At 48.7% G+C, this 3450-nt stretch carries 2 protein-coding genes; both read left to right on the top strand.

From position 1 onward, the window contains the following. Window positions 1–1816 (top strand): choline BCCT transporter BetT (gene betT / locus ACUU1I_RS20015; RefSeq protein WP_252787240.1); only part of this gene is annotated, 1816 nt, incomplete at its 5' end. Between the two features lie 62 nt (window positions 1817–1878). Beyond that, window positions 1879–3156: a DUF2254 domain-containing protein gene (locus ACUU1I_RS20020; RefSeq protein WP_000625669.1), complete on the top strand. Its 1278-nt coding sequence runs from the start codon at window positions 1879–1881 to the stop codon at window positions 3154–3156. Window positions 3157–3450 lie beyond the last annotated feature (294 nt).

Consider the following 3450-nt stretch of genomic DNA (forward strand, 5'->3'; position numbering starts at 1 on the left):
CCTTGCTGTGGCCCTGATTTTACTGAGTGTCACGTTCCTTGGACTCTCACGCTACGGTGATATCAAGCTGGGCCCGGACCATGCGCAGCCTGATTTCAGCTACCACTCCTGGTTTGCGATGCTTTTTTCGGCAGGGATGGGGATCGGCCTGATGTTCTTTGGCGTTGCCGAACCTGTAATGCATTATCTTTCGCCACCCGTTGGCACTCCAGAAACCGTTGCGGCAGCTAAGGAAGCAATGCGTCTGACCTTTTTCCACTGGGGACTGCACGCATGGGCAATTTATGCCATTGTGGCGCTGATTCTGGCGTTCTTCAGTTACCGTCACGGTCTGCCTTTAACTCTGCGCTCCGCACTCTATCCCATTATTGGCGATCGCATATACGGACCTGTAGGACATGCGGTTGATATTTTCGCTGTTATAGGCACGGTCTTTGGCGTTGCGACATCACTGGGTTACGGTGTTTTGCAGGTGAATGCCGGTTTGAACCATCTTTTCGGGGTGCCCATCAATGAAACGGTGCAGGTAATTCTGATCGTGGTCATCACGGGGTTAGCGACGATTTCAGTGGTGTCCGGTCTGGATAAGGGAATACGTATCCTGTCTGAACTCAATCTGGGTCTGGCTTTGTTGCTCCTGGCGCTGGTCCTGTGTCTGGGACCAACCGTGCTTCTGCTGAAGTCATTTGTGGAAAATACGGGCGGTTATCTTTCGGAACTGGTGAGTAAAACGTTCAACCTTTACGCGTATGAGCCCAAGTCGAGCAACTGGCTGGGGGGCTGGACATTACTGTACTGGGGATGGTGGCTTTCATGGTCGCCGTTTGTGGGGATGTTCATCGCACGGGTCTCCCGCGGGCGAACCATTCGCGAGTTTGTCACCGGCGTGCTGTTTGTTCCCGCGGGTTTTACGCTAATGTGGATGACGGTGTTTGGTAACAGCGCGATCTATCTCATTATGAACCAGGGGGCCACAGACCTCGCCAATACTGTTCAGCAGGATGTGGCGCTGGCCCTGTTTAATTTCCTGGAGCATTTCCCGTTCTCTTCTGTGCTGTCATTCATTGCAATGGCGATGGTCATCGTCTTCTTTGTAACGTCTGCTGATTCGGGGGCAATGGTTGTGGATACTCTGGCATCAGGTGGAGTGGCAAACACACCCGTCTGGCAGCGAATATTCTGGGCCTCGCTCATGGGCATTGTTGCAATTGCGCTTCTCCTTGCCGGAGGGCTAAGTGCGCTGCAAACGGTGACAATAGCGAGTGCATTGCCCTTCTCAGTGATCTTACTAATATCTATATACGGACTTTTAAAAGCTTTGCGCCGGGATTTGACCAAGCGTGAAAGCCTGAGCATGGCGACAATTGCTCCTACGGCTGCACGTAACCCAATTCCTTGGCAGAGAAGGTTACGCAATATCGCGTATCTGCCGAAGCGATCTCTTGTGAAACGTTTTATGGACGACGTTATCCAGCCTGCCATGACGCTGGTTCAGGAGGAACTGAACAAGCAGGGGACGATAAGCCACATTAGTGATGCAGTCGACGATCGTATTCGTCTTGAAGTCGATTTGGGCAACGAGCTGAATTTTATATATGAAGTGAGGCTTCGCGGGTATATCTCACCGACCTTCGCGCTCGCCGCAATGGATAATGATGAGCAGCAGACTGAACAACATCGATATTATCGCGCTGAGGTTTATCTCAAAGAAGGCGGTCAAAATTATGATGTGATGGGCTGGAACCAGGAACAGCTGATTAATGACATACTGGACCAGTACGAAAAACACCTGCACTTCCTGCACCTGGTTCGTTAATAGCAACATGCCGTCCTGGGGGCGGCAATTATTATCCCGGCCGCAATATGAGGGAATGCAGAATGATTTCACGCTGGAAATGGATGCTGAAGCAGACAATTAAAAAACTATGGTTCAGGGCAACGTTATTCGCAATTGTCGCGATAATAACGGCCCTTTTATCAATTCTTTTTAAATCAATGATACCTGAGTCGGTTTCCGTGAAGGTTGGTGCGGAAGCAGTCGATAACATTCTGAACATACTGGCATCGAGTATGCTGGCAGTGACCACATTTTCGCTGAGTATCATGGTCACAGCCTACGGTTCAGCCACTACTAATGTGACTCCCAGAGCTACGCGTTTAGTTGTTGAAGACGTCACCACACAAAATGTACTGGCCACCTTCATCGGTTCTTTTCTCTTCAGTCTGGTAGGGATTATTGCCCTCAATATGGGAGCTTATGGAGAAAGGGGGAGAGTCATTTTATTCATTGTCACACTGGTTGTCATTGCCTTAATCCTCATCACATTGCTTCGCTGGATACAGCATTTGACCTCTCTGGGGAGGGTTGGTGAGACAACGGCACAAGTAGAACAGGCGGCCATCGAAACATTTATTGCGAGAGCAAGAAATCCCTGTCTCGGTGGATATCCATGGCTTGAGAACAATGAACAGCCGAAAGGAACGGTTGCAGTTTATCCGAAGAAGATTGGCTATGTTGAATATATTGATATGGTGAAACTTAGCAAGCTGCTGACCAATGATCCCCGTCATGTATACCTCGTGGCGCAGCCAGGCAGTTTCATACATCCGTCCATGCCAGTTTTGTACCTGAGTCAGGGCCAGGAGTCGTCAATCAACACCGATTTACTTGAGACGATTATTGTCTCGGATGCACGTTCATTTGCTCAGGATCCTCGATTTTGTCTTAGCGTCATGGCCGAAATAGCCTGCCGGGCCCTTTCCCCTGCAGTGAACGATCCTGGAACCGCCATTGATGTCATTGGCAGAGGTGTTCGTATACTTTCCACTTACGCGCAGAATAAATCTGATGAAATAGAAGTGAAATATCCTTCAGTACATGTTGCACCACTTCAGAATAACGATCTACTGGAAGACTTTTTCTCACCTGTCGCGCGCGATGGTGCCAGTATGAGGGAGATTCAGATAAGAGTCCTTAAAGGACTGTCGATGCTGAGTAAAGGTTGGCCTGAGATATTTGCTGAAGCCGCACATACCCTGGCATTTGAAACATTAGAGCATGCAACTCGTGCTGACCATATAGATTCTGATAGATATCTAATAAAATCAACTTATTATAATTTATTTAGTGGCGAATATTCTAATAAAAAAACATAGCTGCAGAGCAAGCAATTCGGTTGTTGGCAAGTCAAGGGCAAAGCATTCGCGTGAGAATGGGCGTATGCTTTGTGCCAAAAGCAAACGTTGCTAATTCTGCACTGTTCAGCGATGGCGCAGTAGAGACAGGCACTGCCACTGTCCAGTCGGCAAAAGCGAACACTTTGCCACTGCGGGGATAAACTGATTGAAGCTCTCGCGCAAAATCACTTATTCTTTTGCGTTAATAAAATGTAGGAGATGGGTCATTGATCCTACCCACGTAATATGGACACAGGCCTAAGCGAGGTTCTT

Source organism: Shigella sp. SIG3, assembly GCF_053555855.1.

Coding starts and splice junctions, on each gene's coding strand:
- ACUU1I_RS20020 (WP_000625669.1), top strand. CDS start 1,879: ATGATTTCACGCTGGAAATGGATGCTGAAGCAGACAATTAAAAAACTA.